Origin of the sequence: Halomonas sp. SpR8, assembly GCF_031010195.1 — a bacterium.
GTDB lineage: Bacteria > Pseudomonadota > Gammaproteobacteria > Pseudomonadales > Halomonadaceae > Vreelandella.
In genome coordinates this window covers 187,634-205,035 of record NZ_JAUAMC010000002.1, presented here as the reverse complement: position 1 = coordinate 205,035, position 17,402 = coordinate 187,634, and the positions used below count along the sequence as shown (strand labels likewise).

Here is a 17,402-nt window from a genome sequence, read left to right as displayed (position 1 = left end):
CTAAATGCCTTTAAATATCGTGCAGCGCGAGTTACCCGGCTGGGGCGTTACTTATGGCCCGCCGGGCGATGGCCCTTTTCCAGCCATTATGCTGCTGCATGGTTCTGAAGGCGCTTGGGCAGGGTGGAGTCACCGGGACGCGATGCTATTCGCAGCGCATGGGTTCTTGGCATTTCCCTATGGCTACTCAAGTGGTGGTAATGCCTGGAATGCGGGGCATATTATCGATTACCCGCTCGATCGTAGCGTGGAAGCGCTGAGTGCACTTCGGGGTTTTCAATACGTGGATGAGCGGGTTGGGTTTTATGGTCTTTCACGCGGTGCCGAACACGCGTTATTGCTCGGCTCACTGATGGCAAGAGATAAGATCGAAGGTACGCCAGATGCTATCGCCGCTCATAGCCCGCCCGATGTGGTGTGCGGTGCCTTTGATGCCCGTGGTTTTCGCGATGCTGGCGACCCCGGCTGGCAAGCCTGGGACGTCAGTAAGCGCGCCTGGACATGGCAGGGGAGTCATGAAGGCTTATTGCCCACCACATCGATAGAAATTGAGCGCTACCCTGGGCCGCTGTTTCTTTCTCATGGCACGCAAGACCGCATGTGGTCGGTTGAAATGACCAGGCGCCTGGAAAAACGCCTAATCAAGCATGGCCGTAACCCGGAAGTGCACTACTACGAAGGCGAGGACCATATACCCAACTGCGCTGGGCAGAATAAGCACTACGAGTTGCTGATGAATTTCTTTTCAAAACATTTATAAGTCACTGTTCATCATTTCTCCATGACGGCGATTGCCAGTGACTTAAAGAGTAACGGTCAATCAGGGTCAAAAAACCGTCTTCGTCGATAAAGCCTTTATCACCGGTGATGTACCAGCGGTGGCCATCGGCCTTGTGGAGCGCCTTGGCTGTGCGCTTGGCGTCATTCAGGTAGCCTTGCATCACCTGCGGACCACTGATTAATATCATGCCCGCTTCGCCGGTGGGCAACTCTTCAAAACTATCAGGGTCGACGATCTTGAAACTGGTGCCGGGGAGCGGCATGCCCACGGTGCCTGGCTTGCTGCCGCGTTGTACCTGCTGGTAGTTAGCGCCCACGGCGTCGGGCAGGTTGACCGATGCCACTGGTGCGGTTTCAGTCGCGCCGTAGCCTTCGTAGATAGGCTTGTTGAATTTTTCCGCAAAGCTGGCGCGTACGCTCTCCTCGAATTTCTCTGCCCCTACGACCACCGCCCGCAAGCTTTCCAGCATGGCTGGCTGAACCTTTGGATTATCGACAAACATCTGCAGCGAGATCGGCATACTAAACAAGATGCTGACTTTGTGTTTGGCAATAGCGTCGGCGATACCCTGGGCATCGTCAGGTTCCTCGTGGCACACCAGTGGTAGCCCTTCAATCAGCGGTAGAAGTTGGGTGACCGTGAGGCCGAAGGCGTCAAACAACGGCAATGAGCCCATTAATACATCGTTGCTCTGGGTGTTGAGTACGTCAGAGGTTTGTTTGATATTGGCCATCAGGTTGCGGTGGCTGAGCATCACGCCCTTGGGATTGCCTTCGCCGTCGCTGGAAAACAGGATGGCGGCGGTCGCGTTAGCATCGTGGCCGCGGCAAAAGCCGTGCTGGATTAACCACATCGGCAGTATGCGTACTGCGAGCCAGGTGCTTAAGCGTTCGGCGCGGCCAATGGTGCTTTGCAGGTTTTCGAGGTAAACCACCTGTTTTTCGGCAAGGAGTTGATTAACGTCGAGACCGCGCTGCTCAAGCTTCTTCACAAAGCGCTGTGAGGTGAACACGGTGGTAATTTCCGCCTGGGAAATGGCAGAAGCAACTGCCGCGTGGTCGGCGGTGATATTAAGATTTACCAGCGTTTTACCCGCCAGCAGCGTGGCTATATTGGCGATAACGCCTGCACTGCTAGTCGGTAGCAGTAGGCCGACGTTCTGACCTGGGTTGAGCTTGCGAAACCGTTTTGCCATCAGCAGGCTGGCGGTGAGCGCTTGGCTTGCGTTGAGGGGTCGGCCCAGGGTATCTACTAGGGCAAGGTCGCTAGGGCGGCGCTTAACGCTTTGAATCCAGGCGTTGGGCAGGGTGGGTAGCTCGTCCATGGCCCGCTGCCAAGAACGCGTCGCCTGCTCAAAAATGCGCCGCTTAAGCACATCAGCGGGGGTATCTTTGGGCAGTGGTTTGCCAAACGCGACCACGACCGAGCGGTGCAGCGGCGCGTTGCGCAGCTCCTTTAACTTGCTGGACGAGCGGGAGAACTGGCTACCCCACAGGCCGCGCAGGTAGAAAGGCACGATTTTTACATCGGGGTTGGCCATGTCACAGGCGCGCTCATAGCCGCGGCGGAATTCACCCAGTTGGCCAGTGCGGCTAATAGCCCCTTCTGGAAATAGGCACACCACCTCGCCAGCGTTGAGTTGTTCAGCCACATCGGCCAGCGCTTGTTCGGCACCGCTGCCGCGTTCGATGGGAATACAGCCCAGAGATTTTAAGAACCAGCGTAGGTACCAGCGCTGATAAACCGATCTAAGCATGACAAAGCGTACAGGGCGGGGGCTGGCAATCTGCACCATGGCCCAATCCACCCAGCTGATGTGGTTGCCCAATAGCAGCACGCCGCCCTGGGCGGGTAGGTTTTGCAAGCCATGAACGTGTACGCGGTAGCGGCGTGTCAGCAGGAAGCTCAACAGAAAGCGCACCAGGCTTTGGGGCAGTTTAACAATGGTGTAGCCGCCGCCGACCATTGCCACCGTGGCAATGAGTAACAGCAAGTAATGACTATCTACACCCGCTAAAGCGAACAGCACCGTGAGCACCAAAAAGCCCAGCATGGCGATGTTTTGTATCCAGTTATTGGCGGCCAGCACGGTGCCTAACTCGTTGTCGGCGGCGTGAAACTGAATCAGCGCGTTAAGCGGTACGATAAACAGTCCACCCATCATGCCGATAAACACAAAGTTTAGCGCTTGGCCAACGGGTGTGGTTAACAGCGGCAGGCACCATAGCCCCACGGCGACCCCGACGGCGCCGACAGGGATCAAGCCGGTTTCAATGCGATTGTGAGAGAGCTTGCTGGCTAGCACCGAACCCAGCGCAATCCCGATACCGCTAGCCGCCAGAATGCCTTGCAACACCAGGGTGTTATTGATGCTTAAAGCATCTTTGGCATAGGCAGGAAAGGCAGCCAGAAGCACTTGGCCCACCGACCAGAAGGTGGCCAGGCCGATAATCGAGAGCCTGATAACGGGTTGGCGGGCAATAATGCGCAGGTTGTCTTTCAGGGCTGTGCCCTTGATGTAGCGCTGCCAGGTGAGCGGGGTATCCGGTCGCGTGGTGTTATCCAGCGGCAGGCGATAAAGCGTTGCCACCTGAATAGCGCTATTGAGTACTAGCAGCCAACCCAGTGGCGCTATCTGGTGCAACAACTGTGCCGGGGTTTGATCAGTCGGTGTTATCCAGGTTTCAAACAGGGCAGTAAACGCCACGGTGCCTGCCAGAATGGCGCCAATCGTGACAGCCTGGATCAACCCGTTGGCTTCTGCCAGGCGCGGCTTGCCGAACAGCCCTTTCACCAAGCCGTATTTGGCCGGTGAGTAGAAGGCGGACTGAATAGCCAGCAGCAGTGTCAACGCGAATGCAAGCCAAAACCAGCCCTGATAATAAGCGGCCGTAATGCCCAGTGAAACCGCCACCGCGGCCCAGGCCGATGCGCGCAAAATGCGTACTTTGGGGTAAGTGTCGGCCACGTGCCCAGCCGGGCTGAACAGCAAAATAAACGGCAGCAGGATAAGCCCGTTAACCAGCGCGGTAAGTACGACCTGTGTTTCGCCATCGTAGCTTTTGAAGATTGTGTTCTGAATGACGATCTTGTGGCCCAGATCCACAAAGGCATTGAGAAAGATGGCGATCAGATAGGGCAAGGCGCCCTTCACGTGTAGCAGTCGATGCATGGTTGAGTTGCCTTATAGATGCCTGTCTGGGGGCGTGCCCCGAAAGTGGGCGGCTTCTTGTTCTAGCCACTCGATGAAGCGTGCCACTGCCGGTGGTGTTACGCCTTCAGAAGGCAGAACCAGTTCATAGGCGAATGGAGAGTCGAGCGGATAGTGCTCCGCAAAAGGGCGCACCAACACCCCGCTGATGAGACGGTCGGCTACCAATGGGTAGCTGGCCAGTACCACGCCCTGCCCGGCCATAGCCTGATCGAGCGCCAAACTGTAGAGCGAGTATTGGCGCTGGTGGGGGATCTTCTTGATTGTCACCCCAGCGTTTTTAAACCAGTCGTGCCAGCTTGGGATAGGGTGACCCGCTTGGCTGCACCAGTCCACGGTGAGCAGTGTCTGGGCCAGCAAGTCGGCGGGCGTGTGTATATGTTCCTGCGCTAACAGGGTGGGCGAGCAAACAGGAAAGAGGGTGTCTTCAAGCAGACGCTGGCTGGTGACACCGGGCCAGGGCCCCTGGCCGTAGCGTAACGATAAGCGTGCCCTGTTGGGCATCCATAGCGGCGGCGATAAGCGCGCCTCGGCATCCAGAGAGATCTCTATTTGCCGCTCATTGGCTTCAAAACCGGGTAAGCGGGGGAGTAGCCAAAGCTGTAGGAAAGAAGGTGGCGCACTCAATAGCAAGCGAAAAGCGTCTTCTGAGCGCTCGGTGACGTTCTGCACGCCACTGGCGATGCGCAAAAGACCCGCTTGCACATCTTCAGCAAGCCCTCGGCCTGCTTCGGTTGCGCACACGCCATTGGCATGCCGTTCAAACAGCACCACGCCCAAGCGATCCTCAAGCTGTTTCACCTGCCGACTAACGGCCCCAGGGGTCACCCCTAAACGATGCGCGGCGGCTTTGAAGCTATTTTCCCGCACGGCTTCGGCAAATGCGCGCAGTGCATTCAGCGGAAGCCTTTCTATTCTCATAGCGTGAGTTTTCCTAAGCCTAGGTTTGATAAGTAATCGTTTGTATGCCGTTTCGCTTACTGCTCCAATGAGCGCCTTGATGTTATAGGAGCTCACTATGAATAATCAAAGGATAGCCTCAAATGCCCATACTGCCAGCATGCTAGGGCATACGCAGCGAAAGTCTGTGGATGCGACGGCAGCCTCGCTAATGCTACTGTTTTGTTTGGTGCTGGGATTTCAGCAGGTGGCGATTAAAGGCGTGGCTGAGGATATCTCACCTGTGGTGCAGATCGCCCTGCGCTCCGCTATCGCAGGCTGTCTGGTGGGATTGCTTGCCTATTGGCGCGGCATTCGCTGGGCGGATGTGGGGCTCCACTGGGGCCCTGGGCTACTGGTTGGCCTTGGCTTTGCTGCTGAGTTCGTTTTTGTCGCTTGGGGGCTGACCTATACGCTGGCTTCGCATATGTCGGTCTTTCTCTATACCGCGCCCATCTTCGCAGCGCTTGGATTACATCTTTGGGTACCGGGGGAGCAGCTCTCTCCTCGCCAGTGGTGGGGCGTTGGCTTGGCGTTTCTGGGCATGGTGATTGCCATGGCGCCGAGCGGTGCCTACAGCATCGATATTCTCATCGGCGATGCGTTGGGTTTGCTGGCCGGGTTCTCTTGGGCGGCGACGACGGTGGTGATCCGCAAGACATCGCTGTCTGAGGCCCCCGCAGAGCTCACTCTGAGTTATCAACTAAGTGTGACGGCGTTGTTGCTACTGCCAGTGGCGGCGCTGTCGGGGCAGTTAATGAGCGCGCAGTTTACTTCCATGGCGGTTGCTAGCCTCGCTTTTCAGGCGCTGATTATTTCATTTGCCGCACTGATGCTGTGGTTCACGCTGCTTCGCCGCTATCGCGCGTCCCAGTTGGGCGTGTTCTCTTTTCTAGGCCCGCTTTTCGGCGTCCTTTTTGGTACCCTGTTGCTCAATGAGCCGCTAAGCATCAATTTTCTGATCGGCGGCGGCGTTATCTTGGTCGGCATTGTCCTGGTGACGCGCTGAATGGTCAGCCCTCTATGGCACTTCCAACCCTTCCACAATGGTTACAGAAACAGCTATGAGCATCACTCCTTTCCAGGCGCTGGCCTGCCCATTAGATGGCAGCCCGCTAGCTCACTCGGGCAGCGCTTGGAGCTGCCCTGAGGGGCACAGCTTTGATATCGCCAAGCAGGGCTACGTTAACTTACTGCCAGTGCAGCAAAAGCGCTCCCACGATCCGGGTGATAGCAAGACAATGGTGGCTGCTCGCCAGCGCTTTCTTGACGCTGGGCACTATCAGCCCATCGCGGATGCCGTCGGTCATGCCGTGTTGGGCTACGCTGAGTCTCAATTGCTAAACAGTGAGCCGTTTAACTGCCTGGATGCGGGCTGTGGGGAAGGTTACTACCTTCGCCAACTAGCTGACGCTGCGGCTAACACGCGGTCACTTTCGCTGATAGGATTGGATATCTCTAAGTGGGCGGTGCTAGCTGCTGCCAAACAAGATGCTAAGCAATCACCGCTAAGCAGTTGGGTGGTGGGAAGTAATGCGCACTTGCCGGTGCAGACGGGAACGTTGGATAGCGTCCTGTGCATGTTTGGCTTTCCTGTGGCTAGCGAGTTTGCTCGTGTGCTGAAAACGGGCGGTGTGCTGCTGCAAGTAGAGGCGGGGCCTGATCATCTGCGCGAGCTGCGGAAGATTATCTACCCCACATTAAAGCCCGAACGTTCGAGTGAGGCGGAAGCACTAGAAGGCTTTTCTAACTATAGCAGCGAGAGAGTAAGCTACTCGTTACCACTGAAGGGAAGCGAACAAATTGCCGATCTGTTGGCGATGACACCGCATCTTTACCGGGCCAGCGCCGAAGGGCGTGCTCGCGCGGCAGCGCTTGAGAGGCTAACAGTGACGGTGGATGTGCGAATATTGATATATGCGCGGATATAAGAAAGGGGTGCTTAAGTTCCCAACGCAACATTGGTAGGCTCCAAACACAACATACTCCAAACGCAACAAGGCCCGCATAAGCGGGCCTTGTTATCCGAACCTCGAAAGGTTCGAGCAAACTGCTAACAATAAATGTTAGGAAATTTGCTTGATGTTTGAAGCCTGAAGGCCTTTCTTACCCTGGGTAACGTCAAAAGAGACGTTAGCGCCTTCTTGCAGGGTTTTGAAGCCGTCTGCTTGAATTTCAGAGAAATGGGCAAACAGGTCATCGCCGCCGTCAGAAGGAGCAATAAAACCGAAGCCTTTAGTATCGTTGAACCACTTAACTGTGCCAGTAGACATAGTAAAATCCTTTCGCGCAAAGCGCATTGTAAAGTTCCTGGTATCACCCAGATTAATAGCGGATAAAACAAGGAATACAATTGCAGTCTTGCCGAAAGATTTTGTACACGTCTATCTCGTACACTTCTAAATCTTTTTCGTACACTTCTGAAACCATGCTTGCTTGCTAACCAACTGGCGCTACAGTGCCATGAAATCCGGCGTGTGTCAAAGCCTTTCTGGATTATCTTGCTTCTTATATCTGATGATGCGCGTTTCCAAGCGTTGGAGGCGCGCACTATTTCTTTTCGCAGCTGGCCGTACGACAATATCGCTGTTAATAAATGATAATTACGCTTAAAGAAAAAACCGCCCCAGCGTTAGCTTGGGCGGCGTTGTCTGACTAGTAAGTGGCTCTTAAAAACCGGCTCTTAAAACCTAGTGTTTCAATATCACATAAAACGCATGGATGATGCCCGGTATGAAGCCAAATAGCGTTAGAATAATGTTCAGCCAAAAGTGTCCTTTAAAGCCGACCTCGAAAAATACGCCGAGTGGTGGAAGGATAACGGCAAAAATCATCTTGATTGGATCAGTCGCGGTAAACGCCATGAAGCCTCCTTTGCTTTCACTGGGGTAGCTTGTACAAGTGTAGGCACGATCAATCTATTTATCCATGCCTTGGCTAATTCTCTACGACTAGCCGAGTAGACAATCGTTCAATTCCGCCATTTATTTCGCTCTACGCTGTTTGGGAGAGGCTCCGTGTTCAACCTGCCGTTAAAAGTAACCACCACATCTTTTTGCTTATTAAGCTGCCTTGGTGCAGGCCAAAGCTGGGCTCAAGAGAATCCGGCCGATAGCAATAGCTTGGCCACGCTGGAAGTGACGGCGCCTCGGCTATCGCGGGAGCTATATGCCACTCCCGCGGCGGTAACCTCGCTCGACCGCGAAGCCATCGCTCAAGGCCAGCAGCGGACGCGAATAGATGAAGCGCTGGTGCGGGTGCCAGGGGTTTTCCTGCAAAACCGCGACAACTTTGCCCAAGGCCAGCGAATCTCTATTCGCGGCTTTGGTGCCCGCGCCCCGTTTGGCGTGCGCGGGATTACGGTGATGGTCGACGGTATTCCCTATACGCTGCCGGACGGCCAGGCACAGTTAGATGCCATTGACCTGGACAGTGCTGAGCGTATTGAAGTCATTCGTGGCCCCTCTTCGGTGCTTTACGGTAACGCGGCAGGTGGAGTAATTGATGTCACTACCGCCGACGGGCGCGATAACCCTGGCTCAAGCGTGCGCACCGAGGTGGGAAGCGATGGCTACCGTAAAGCGGTCGTGCAAACAGGTGGTGCTCAGGGGGATTGGTCGCACCATGTGAGTTTCTCAGCGCTCAATGTGGATGGTTATCGGGAGCAGAGCTCCACAGAGAAATACCTGCTGAATGCCAAGCTGCGCCGCGAGTTAGGCAGCGATCGGGCGTTAACCGCGATCATTAATCTGCTTGAAAATCCCCGCTCCGAAGATCCTGGCGCGCTGAACGCGCGTGAAGTGGCGAGTGGCCGTGATCAAGCTGCACCTAATTCGCTGGCGCTAGACGCAGGGCAGAGCGTTGATCAGCAGCTTCTCGGATTACAGTACGAGGATTTGTCCGCAGGCACTGGCGAGTTCTATTTAAAAGGCTTCGTCGCGCAGCGCGATTTTGAGCAGCAACTGCCCTACGTGGGCGATAGCCGCATCGGCTACCAGCGCGATTACCTGGGCGCGAGCGCCGAGTATCACCATGAAGTCAGCCTGGGTGGCCTGCCGTTGAGCTATATCACCGGTGTTGATGTGGCCCGCCAGGACGATGAGCGCTTCCGCAACGATGTAAACGGCCAAGGCGTTGTCGGCGAGCAGGTGGCGGAAGAGACCCAAACCGCGACCTCAGCGGGAGTGTTTGCCCAGGGCGACCTGGCGCTCACCGAGCAAGTGACGCTCTCCCTCGGAGCGCGTTTTGATCGGGTTGAATTAGAAGTGGATGACCGCTTCCAAGACGATGGCGACCAAAGCGGTGATCAAACCTTCAATGAGTGGAGCGGTTCGGCGGGGCTAAGCTACCGTTATCGCCCGCAGCATCAGGCTTATATCAATACCGGTACTGCTTTTGAAACGCCGACGTTCTCAGAGTTTGCTAACCCCGCAGGCGGCGGTTTTAACCCATCGGTGTCGCCGCAAAAAGCCTGGAACCGTGAGGTGGGTCTGCGAGGTTATGTCGAGCCGCTGGCGATGGATTACGATTTAGCGCTGTTTTCAGTGCGCGTACGCGATGAGCTGGTGCCTTATGATGACGGCGGCCGCACCTTCTATCAAAACGCGGGCGACACCGACCGGGACGGCATTGAGCTGTCGCTGGGTTGGCAGGTGGCTAGCCAGTGGCGGCTAAATAGCGCCCTGACGCTAGCCCGTTATGAGTTTGATCAGTTCGCCACCCCCACTGAAAGCTTTGCTGGTAATCGTATTCCCGGCCTGCCCGAGCAAACCTGGGTCAACCAGCTAACCTGGCAGGGGATTGATGAGCGCTTTGCGACGCTGGAAGCTCAGTACACGGGTGATATGGTGGCCGACAACGCCAATGAAACAGAGGTTGATAGCTACTGGCTGGTAAACCTGCGTGTGGGGGATGGCTGGCAGTTGGGTAGCGATACACGGCTAAATGCTTACGTAGGTGTGCGCAATCTGTTTGATGAAGAGCACTACGCCAACGTGCGCTTGAACGGCACCTTTGGGCGTTTCTACGAACCTGCTCCCGGGCGCAGTGTTTATGGTGGATTAGAAGTGCGTTTCTAAAAGGTATTTTTCTGAACGATGCTTTGCTAAACGTCAGGCTTTAAAGCCTGTGCTAATAAAAACGGGCGACCTCATTGATGAGGTCGCCCGTTATCATTGGTGATGACGCTAAGCTAACCGATTACTCCGGCAGCGCGTAGCCAATCACGTAATCACCCATTTTGGTGCCAAAGGTGCCGTGCCCTCCCGCCGTGACGACTACATATTGGCGGCCATCTTGGCCGGTATAGGTCATTGGCGTGGCCTGGCCACCTGCAGGCAAGCGGGCTTTATACAACTCCTCGCCAGTGGTGATGTCGTAACCGCGCAGGTATTGATCCAGTGTGCCGCTCAAGAATGACACACCGCCAGCGGTGGTTAACGGGCCGCCTAGTGCAGGGACACCAACGTTCAAGCCGATCGGTAGACCGAACGGCATGCTGTCGCGGGTCGAGCCATTGCGGTGCTTCCACACTACCTCGTTGCTTTGCAGATCGATGCCCGCAACGTCACCCCAGGAAGGCGCTTGGCAGGGCAGGCCGAGCACTGAAAGCAGTGGGCCAAGCTTCACGGCATAGGGCGCGCCTTCATTAATTTGCAGCCCTTGTTCACTGGCGGAGCCTTCGCCCTCTTCGACTTCTTCGCGGGGTACCAGCGTGGAAACGAAGGCCAGATATTTAGCCCCGGTAAATAGCGCCTGGCGCTCGGGATCCACTGCAACGCCACCCCAGTTCATCACACCCACATTGCCTGGATAAACAATGCTGCCTTCCAGCGAAGGTGGCGTGTACTGGCCCTCGTAGCGCAAGGAGTTGAACTGAATGCGGCACATCATCTGGTCAAACGGTGAAGCGCCCCACATATCGCGCTCGGTGAGCGGCGGTGGTAGCAGGTTTAGCGCTGAGCGCGGCTGGGTCTCCGCTGTCCAGTCGCCTTCCACGGCACCTTGCGGCGCGGGCACCTCTTCGATGGGTACAATCGGCTCGCCGGTTTCGCGGTTTAATACATACAGGCTGCCTTGCTTGGTCGGCTGAATAACCGCGGGCTGGGTGCCCTCATTAGTTGCCAGATCAATGAGCGCTGGTTGTGCCGGTGTATCCATATCCCATAGGTCGTGGTGCACAAACTGATAAACCCACGCCACCTGACCGTCATCGACGTTAAGTGCTACCAGGCCTGCGCTGTAAGTTTCATCGTTCTCGGTGCGGTCGGCGCCATACTGATCAGGCGTCGCGTTACCCATGGGCAGGTAAACGAGGCCTAGTTCTTCATCAACGCTGATCGGTGCCCATACGTTGGGAGAGTTGCGCGTGTAGGTTTCGTCTTCTGGCAGCGGATCGGTGTTGTCGGGATTGCCGCTATCCCAGTTCCATACCAACTCACCAGTATGCACATCAAAGGCACGGATAACGCCGGAAGGTTCGTCTGTGGAGCTGTTATCGGTGACGTGCCCGCCTAGAATAACCAGGTTCTCAGTGACCGTGGGCGGCGAGGTGGAGTAGTAACCGCCTGGAGAAAACTCACCAATGTTGTTAGTAAGATCAATTTCGCCGTTATCGCCAAAGCTGGCGCAGCGCTCACCCGTGTCGGCATTCAGCGCAATCAAGCGTGCATCCGCAGTGGGCAGGTAGAGCCTGCGTGGGCACATGACATCGGTTTCACTGAGCATTGGCTGTGGAGTGTCGTTTTCTGCTTCAACACCAAATAGCAGCGACAGGAAGGAGAGATCCAGGCTGAAAATGTCGTTGTTATTAAAGATATCAAAAGAGAGCGACGTAGCGCTGCTGGGTGTTGCGTTATTGTCAGCCTCATCGCTGTTTGCGCTTGCGTCAGTGGAATAGTTAGCAGCGTCATAGTAGGCGAGGCCGCGGCAGGTCATGTGCGCCCAGCCTGAGAAATCATCCGCTCCCATGGTGCTGATCTCAGGATCAAACGACCACAGGGTTTCGCCCGTTTCTGGAGATAGCGCCATCGCTCGGCTGTGCGACGTGCAAATATACAGGCTGTCGTTCACTTTTAGCGGGGTATTCTGGTTGGTAATTTCAGGCGGCGCATTAGGGCCCGCCTTGTCACCGGTTTGAATCCGCCATACCTCTTCAAGCTCGCCGATGTTGTCGGGCGTGATTTGATCGAGAGAGGAGTAGTGGGTGCCCGCATTGGTGCCGCCATAGGCGGGCCAGTCATCACTTGCCACTTGGGCAGGGTTGACGCTATCGGTGGGTGTGCCGCTATTTGCCAGCGACCCTTCGATAGTGCCGGGGTCGCTGAACTGACTGGCAATGGCCACGATAATAGCGGCAGCAATGCTGCCAACAAGCGCCAGACTGCCGCCTTTTGAATGCAGCGGCTTACGCCACCAGGGCAGTAGCAGCAGAATGCCGATTAGGCAGAGAATGGCGACCCGAGGCACTAACTGCCACCAGTCGAGGCCAACTTCCCACAGTGCCCATGCCAGGGTGGTAAAAAGGGTTAGCGCGTAGAGCCAGAGGGCGGCGCCTCGACGTAGAGCAAAGAGAGCGCCGCAGGCAATAATGCTGACCCCGGCAATTAAGTAGTAAGCACTGCCGCCCAGGCTTAATAGTTTGCCGCCGCCAATGGCCAGCACCAAGCCAACGATGAGCAGCAGTAGGCCAACGAAAATCGCTGGCCACTTACCGTGATCGCGCATGTGTTGTTCCATGAGACATCCCCTTATAACAGCGTACCTGCAACGCGCTTTAGCCCATCGACAGCGGCGATGGGTTAAAACACACATTTCTAAAGAATGATTTTAATTATCAACTCGCCATTGGTCTAACGTTTTGACGATTTTTTCTTAGCTATACAGCCTAACCACAGCAAAAAAGTGCGCTGTGGTCAGGATATAAGATGAGGGAGGGGAGAATTAAGAGAGAGTTAAATGGAGTGCTATAGCTTGATCAGCATTTTGCCGGTATTGCCGCCGTTGAATAGAGCAAGGAAAGCATCAGGCGTGCTCTCTAACCCCTCTTTGACCGTCTCTTTGTAATCCAGCTTGCCTTCTGCCACTTGGGGAGCTACTTCGTTCAAAAAGTAGCTATAGTTTGCCCAGTGGTCAGCAACAATAAAACCCTGCATCTTGGCTTTGCGCATGATCAGTTGGGCGAGATTGCTGGGGCCAGGAGCGGGCTCTTTGTCATTGTAGCCATCGATCATGCCACACACGGCGATACGTGCGCCTTCATTAAGCTGGCTCAGTGCTGCTTCAAGGCAAATGCCGCCGACATTTTCGAAATAGACATCGATGCCGTTGGGACTGGCGAGCTTAATAGCATCGCTAAGCTCGTAAGCGTCTCTATCCCGGTAGCTGACCGGTTCGACGCCCAATGACTCCAGCCAGGCTAGCTTATGAGCGGCGCCCGCAATACCCACCACATGGCAGCCCTTCGCTTTAGCCAGTTGGACGGCTAACGAGCCAACTGCGCCGCTGGCCGCGCTGACTAAAACGTTGTCGGCAGGCTTGCATTCGGCAATCAGGTTTAGGCCAGTCCAGGCAGTCATGCCCGGCATGCCCAGCACGCCGAGATAGGCCTGCTCGGGAACGTCGATATCGGGTAGCTTCGTAACACCCTGAGCAGGCAGTTGGGCAATATCCCGCCAGCCGCCCATATGGCTGACTTTGTCGCCCACTTTTAGGCTTGAATCATGGGTTTCAATAACTTCGCCAATGGCGCCGCCTTCCATGGGCTTGCCGAGCTCAAACGGATCCACATAGGTACGAATACCACTCATGCGACCGCGCATATAAGGGTCGACGGAAAGCCAGTGGTTACGAATGCGTACTTCGCCCTCGGCCAGTTCGGGTAGCGTTTGTGTCTCTAGTTTGAATAGCGCCCGGTCGGGTAGGCCGTTGGGGTAATCGGTCAAGGTATAAAATTGTGACTGCATAAGTGCCTCCTGCGGATAGCGTGTTGAACTTCCTGCAGCATAGAGACACTTAGCCTGCTTGCAAGTTCGTTAATGTATCGGGAAGTAAGCCATATAAGAAAACAGGGCGAACCATCGCTGGTCGCCCTGTCTATTTACTGGCTTGTGTTAATGGTGCTTTGTGTGCTGTCGCATTGATTAGGCTAAGGGGTATCACACAACAATCAAGGATGTGTTATCCGTTAATCCAACAGCGTTACCATCACGGGAGCTGTACCGCGGCGAATCATGCCAAGCTTAGCAGCCGCGCGTTTCGATAAATCAATAATGCGTCCTTGAATAAAGGGGCCGCGGTCATTGATCAGTACCTCTACTGCTTGCCCCGTGTCCGGGCGTGTCACCAACACCTTTGTGCCAAACGGCAAACTTGGGTGGGCGGCGGTCAGCGCTTGTTGATCAAAGGGCTCTCCGCTGGCAGTGGTCGCGCCTTGAAAGCGGTCACTGTAAAAGGAGGCGACGCCTTCCTGCGTTTCTGTCTCATGTGCAAAAGCACTGTTGGCAGCACTGCTTACTACCGCTGCCAAACAAATCGTTCGGATCAGTCGTTTTTGGGCTCCCATAGGAGTACCTCGGTTTTGCGTGTTGCGAATCCCGCACTCTTGATGAGGTGCCTGATAGGCCTATCGATACTACCCTTGTCGCAACGAGTCAGCAAGCTTTGAGAAGATCGATGCAAATAGGTTCAATTTCAAGATTTTTTAATCTCTCCATATGTGCCCTTGGGTTTCAGTGACTTATCCGCCCAGGTATGACATGCATAACGAAAGGGCTTTGTGCTATGCGCTGTCTTTTATAGACGGTCTTTCATGGACGGCCTTTTATAGACGGTTCTTCATAGACGGTTTTTCATTAAACGTTAACTTTAGTGGAGTAAGCATCTTATAATCATATTTGCTTAACTTATTAATGATTGTTATTGCGACTTAACAAGGAGCTGCTTGTGGCTAAATCCTCTTCGTTTGCGTTTGTATTGGTGGCGGTTGGTGGCGCCGCCGTTGGTTTTCTCGCCGCTCAAATTATTCCTATGCCAGGGCAGACCAGCGATGAAGCGCCTGCCGAAAGCGCTGAAACCACGGATCAACCGCCGGTTGCCGAGGCTATTGTTGGCCTTGAAAAGCTCACCCTTGATGAGCGCCTGCGTGGCGAAATAACCTCCGCCAGCGAACTGAACGGCAACGATGGCAGCCGCTTCATGCGCTATGCCATTTCGCTGGAAGAGAATGAAATCGTTGAGATTTCTCTCAACGGTGCCTTGCAGGGTGTTGTGGCGCTTTATGATGACCAGCTACAGCTACTCGATAATGCCCCTGTCGTTCGCCACCGTATTGAGGAGAGTGGCGACTATGTGGTGGTCGTTAGCGGTGCTGATGCCCACAGCTATGGCCCGTTTACCGTTGGCACTCGAACCGTTGAGTTGACGGATGCCGACACGGTAGCAGTGGGTGAGCCCATCGATAGTTGGCTGCAGGGGGATGCCCGTGAAATCACCCTGAACATAGAAGAAGCGGGCCTTTACCAACTGGAAATGCGCTCTGAAGACTTCGATGCTTACCTGGAGATTGAAGGGCCGAATGGCTATACCCACGAAGACGACGACAGCGCTGGTGATTTAGACGCGCGCATCGCTGATTTTCTGGAGCCTGGTGAATATACCCTGACAGCCCGCAGTGCCTACGGTGATGGCGACGGCATCTATACGCTTTCAGTAGAGCCTCATGAGTTACCGGGTGATGGCGAGCTGCGCAATGATGGAGCGCTCACTCCCGATGATTCTCTCAGCGGTTGGTACAGTGGCCAGGACCTTAGCTACCAAGTAGAAGTAGAAGAAGCTGGCATGTACCAGATTGACATGCGCGCCAGCGACATCGACTCGTATCTGGTGCTTGAGGGGCCTAACGGTTACTACCGAGAAGATGATGATAGTGCCGGTAATCTGGATGCTAGCATCGCTGATTTTCTTGCCCCCGGTGAATATCAGTTAACGGCACGCACTGCCTATGGCGAGAGCAGCGGCATGTTTACGCTCTCTATGGAGCCGCGTGATATGCCCGATGTGGAGCTGCGTAATGAAGGCACGCTTACTCCTGGTGAAGCGCTTAACGGTTGGTATAGCGGTGAACCGCTGACGTATCAGTTGGAGGTGGCTGAGAGCTCGTTAGTGACGTTGGAAATGCGCTCTACCGATTTTGATACCTTTATCGAGATTAGTGGTCAAGGCGTTGCTCTCAGTGATGACGATGGTGCGGGCGGTACCGACTCTCGCCTTCAGGAGCCGTTGCTGCCGGGTACTTACACGGTAAGCGCGCGGGGCTTTAGCGCTACCGGTAGTGGCTTGTTCGAACTAAGCCTGGAGATGGAGCCGACGGATATTCCTCCAGAGCTTTGATAATTAGCTTTAATTGTCAGCGTTAATCAATAATGCCCAACGCCCCTGTCGCTTATCGTGATAGGGGCGTTGGTCGGTAGTGAGGATTGAATTGTGAGGCGTAAATTGTTAGGCGTGGGGAGGTTAAATGGTAAGAAGTTAGCGGCCAGCTTTGAGGCAGCCTACCACCACCAGTACGGCCGCGGCGGGTAAACGCCAGTCGAGTACGCTCATGCCTGCTAGCACCAGCAGCAGGGCGGCCAGGATCGGCACGCCATAGGCCAAGCTGCCCACCAGGCTCGCATGCCCCCAGCGCAATGCTTTATCCCACGCCACCATGGCTACTCCGTAAGGCCCTAATCCCAGGGCGATACCTGCCAGCAATGCCTCCCCGCTGGGAAAAGCTAGCGTGCCTTCCAGTGCCAGGCTCGCGGTCAAGGCAATAGCACAGGCGATGAGCAGTAGCCGCGGCAGCAGCGGCGTTAACGCCACTGGCGCTGCTTGGCTTAACCAAGAATAGATTGCCCAGCAGCAGGCGGCCAACAGGGCTAGTGCGTAGCCCGTGGTGGCACCTCCCAGCCCCCCATTGATGGCTTGAGGAACCAGCAGCAACGCCGCACCCGAAAACGCAATCAGCGCGCCGATAACCCCCGCAATCTGTAAGCGGCCAAAACGGCTCCACTGGCTGAGTAGCACAAACAGCACCGGCCAAGTGTAGGTAATCAGCGCCGCTTCGGCGGCGGGCGCTAACCGCATGCCAATAAAGTAGGTGCTGACAGCGCCAAAGATGAGCAGTGGGATTCCCACCCAAACACTCAGTTGCCACCCTGTGCCGCAGTTGGCGACCTTGCCCCGGCGGCTTAACGGCAGCGTTGCTAATGACCCTGCTAACAGGGTAACGGCGGTTAGCTGCAAGGGCGGTGTCGCTTTGGCAAACTCAGCTAGCAGCGGCGCCGCACTCCAAAGCATCACGGCCACTAACGCCGCACCAACGCTGTACCAACGTGGAAATAACGCGGGGGAGTGAACGGGATGCATAAGAGTTCTCCTTGATTAGTGAATGTGCTGAGCAGCATACTCATTATGAATACATCACAATATCGA

Annotated in this window: 13 protein-coding genes; 5 read left to right on the top strand and 8 right to left on the bottom strand. The window is 55.3% G+C overall.

What is annotated here, in order from left to right:
- The first annotated feature begins 4 nt into the window (after positions 1-4).
- Positions 5-760, top strand: coding sequence for an acyl-CoA thioester hydrolase/BAAT C-terminal domain-containing protein (locus QT230_RS04285; protein WP_308320337.1), 756 nt, complete (start codon positions 5-7; stop codon positions 758-760).
- A 1-nt stretch (position 761) separates the two neighbouring features.
- Here the strand turns inward: QT230_RS04285 and QT230_RS04280 are convergent, their stop codons facing one another.
- Positions 762-3,953, bottom strand: a complete 3,192-nt coding sequence (locus tag QT230_RS04280) for an acyl-[ACP]--phospholipid O-acyltransferase (RefSeq protein WP_308320336.1) — start codon at positions 3,951-3,953, stop codon at positions 762-764.
- Between the two features lie 12 nt (positions 3,954-3,965).
- On the bottom strand, positions 3,966-4,913 hold the full coding sequence (locus QT230_RS04275; protein ID WP_308320335.1) for a LysR substrate-binding domain-containing protein: 948 nt from the start codon (positions 4,911-4,913) through the stop codon (positions 3,966-3,968).
- A gap of 97 nt (positions 4,914-5,010) precedes the next feature.
- Between QT230_RS04275 and QT230_RS04270 the strand changes: the two genes are divergently transcribed.
- Positions 5,011-5,940, top strand: a complete 930-nt coding sequence (locus tag QT230_RS04270; protein WP_308320334.1) for a DMT family transporter — start codon at positions 5,011-5,013, stop codon at positions 5,938-5,940.
- Positions 5,941-5,995: 55 nt separating this feature from the next.
- On the top strand, positions 5,996-6,862 hold the full coding sequence (locus tag QT230_RS04265) for a putative RNA methyltransferase (RefSeq protein WP_308320333.1): 867 nt from the start codon (positions 5,996-5,998) through the stop codon (positions 6,860-6,862).
- Between the two features lie 135 nt (positions 6,863-6,997).
- Here the strand turns inward: QT230_RS04265 and QT230_RS04260 are convergent, their stop codons facing one another.
- Together QT230_RS04260 and QT230_RS04255 are read right to left on the bottom strand one after the other, a co-directional pair.
- Entirely contained in the window at positions 6,998-7,204 is a 207-nt protein-coding gene (locus QT230_RS04260; RefSeq protein ID WP_007111402.1) for a cold-shock protein, read from the bottom strand.
- Between the two features lie 417 nt (positions 7,205-7,621).
- A complete protein-coding gene (locus QT230_RS04255; protein ID WP_035538925.1) occupies positions 7,622-7,795 on the bottom strand; it encodes a YqaE/Pmp3 family membrane protein in 174 nt (57 codons plus the stop codon).
- Between the two features lie 153 nt (positions 7,796-7,948).
- Here QT230_RS04255 and QT230_RS04250 point away from each other — a divergent pair, with 153 nt between their 5' ends.
- A complete protein-coding gene (locus tag QT230_RS04250; RefSeq protein ID WP_308320325.1) occupies positions 7,949-10,009 on the top strand; it encodes a TonB-dependent receptor in 2,061 nt (686 codons plus the stop codon).
- Between the two features lie 121 nt (positions 10,010-10,130).
- Here the strand turns inward: QT230_RS04250 and QT230_RS04245 are convergent, their stop codons facing one another.
- From QT230_RS04245 to QT230_RS04235, 3 genes are all read right to left on the bottom strand, one after another.
- Positions 10,131-12,668 carry a glucose/quinate/shikimate family membrane-bound PQQ-dependent dehydrogenase gene (locus QT230_RS04245; protein WP_308320324.1) on the bottom strand — a complete coding sequence of 846 codons (2,538 nt, stop codon included), beginning with the start codon at positions 12,666-12,668 and terminating at the stop codon, positions 10,131-10,133.
- A 227-nt stretch (positions 12,669-12,895) separates the two neighbouring features.
- Positions 12,896-13,894 carry an NADP-dependent oxidoreductase gene (locus tag QT230_RS04240; RefSeq protein WP_308320323.1) on the bottom strand — a complete coding sequence of 333 codons (999 nt, stop codon included), beginning with the start codon at positions 13,892-13,894 and terminating at the stop codon, positions 12,896-12,898.
- Between the two features lie 221 nt (positions 13,895-14,115).
- The gene (locus tag QT230_RS04235; RefSeq protein ID WP_308320322.1) at positions 14,116-14,493 is read right to left on the bottom strand and encodes a septal ring lytic transglycosylase RlpA family protein; all 378 of its coding nucleotides are present in this window, start codon (positions 14,491-14,493) and stop codon (positions 14,116-14,118) included.
- 380 nt (positions 14,494-14,873) lie between these two features.
- Here QT230_RS04235 and QT230_RS04230 point away from each other — a divergent pair, with 380 nt between their 5' ends.
- Positions 14,874-16,319: a hypothetical protein gene (locus tag QT230_RS04230; protein ID WP_308320321.1), complete on the top strand. Its 1,446-nt coding sequence runs from the start codon at positions 14,874-14,876 to the stop codon at positions 16,317-16,319.
- 138 nt (positions 16,320-16,457) lie between these two features.
- On the opposite strand, the gene QT230_RS04225 is transcribed toward QT230_RS04230, so the two are convergent.
- A complete protein-coding gene (locus QT230_RS04225) occupies positions 16,458-17,336 on the bottom strand; it encodes a DMT family transporter (RefSeq protein ID WP_308320320.1) in 879 nt (292 codons plus the stop codon).
- Positions 17,337-17,402: the final 66 nt, after the last annotated feature.